Genomic DNA, 1,331 nt, shown 5'->3' on the forward strand with positions numbered 1-1,331 from the left:
TCACCACCCGGGCCAGCACCAACACGCTGGTCACCCGCTTCTCCATTCCGGATGCGCCGGGCGGCGGTGGGATCAACTCGACCCTGAACGTCTACGTCAACGGCACCTTCCACAAGGCCATCGACCTGACGTCCCGGTACGCCTGGCTCTACGGCAGCGAGGCCAGCCCGGGCAACTCGCCGAGCGCGGGCGGACCGCGGCACATCTACGACGAAGCCAACGTCATGCTCAACTCCACCGTCCCGGCCGGCAGCAAGATCCGTCTTCAGAAGGACCCGGCCAACACCACCACGTACGCCATCGACTTCATCAACACGGAGCAGGTGGCGCCGATCGCCAACCCGGACCCGGCGCGCTACACCACGCCGACCGGCTTCACCCACCAGGACGTGCAGAACGCCCTGGACCGGGTGCGGATGGACACCACCGGCAACCTGGTCGGGGTGTACCTGCCGGCTGGTAACTACTCCACCTCGTCGAAGTTCCAGGTGTACGGCAAGGCCGTCCAGGTGACCGGCGCCGGCCCCTGGTACACCCGGTTCAACGCTCCGTCGGGCCAGGACAACACCGACATCGGCTTCCGGGCCGAGAACTCGGCGGCGAACTCCTCCTTCAAGAACTTCGCCTACTTCGGCAACTACACCTCCCGGATCGACGGTCCGGGCAAGGTGTTCGACTTCGCCAACGTGTCGAACATCGTGATCGACAACATTTGGAACGAGCACATGGTGTGCCTCTACTGGGGCGCGAACACCGACTACATGACGATCAAGAACTCCCGGATCCGGAACATGTTCGCCGACGGCATCAACATGACCAACGGGAGCACCAACAACCTGGTCAGCAACAACGACGCCCGGGCCACCGGCGACGACAGCTTCGCGCTGTTCTCGGCCATCGACGCGGGTGGCGCCGACATGAAGGACAACATCTACGAGAACCTGACCTCGACCCTGACCTGGCGGGCCGCCGGTGTCGCCGTGTACGGCGGCTACGGCAACACGTTCCGCAACATCTACATCGCGGACACCCTGGTCTACTCGGGCATCACCATCAGCTCGCTCGACTTCGGCTACCCGATGAACGGCTTCGGTGCCAACCCGCCGACCCGGTTCGAGAACATCTCGATCGTGCGGGCTGGTGGGCACTTCTGGGGTGGGCAGACCTTCCCGGCGATCTGGGTCTTCTCCGCCTCGAAGGTGTTCCAGGGCATCCGGGTCAGCGATGTCGACATCATCGATCCGACCTACAGCGGCATCATGTTCCAGACCAACTACGTCGGTGGGCAGCCGCAGAACCCGATCACCGACACGGTCTTCACGAACGTCTCG

Annotated in this window: 1 pseudogene; it reads left to right on the top strand. The window is 64.0% G+C overall.

The features are described 5' to 3' along the window. Positions 1-1,331: pseudogene (locus tag ABZ749_RS35285) on the top strand (glycosyl hydrolase); the annotation flags it as partial.

Source organism: Micromonospora sp. NPDC047753 (assembly GCF_040642735.1).
In the GTDB taxonomy this organism is placed as follows: domain Bacteria; phylum Actinomycetota; class Actinomycetes; order Mycobacteriales; family Micromonosporaceae; genus Micromonospora.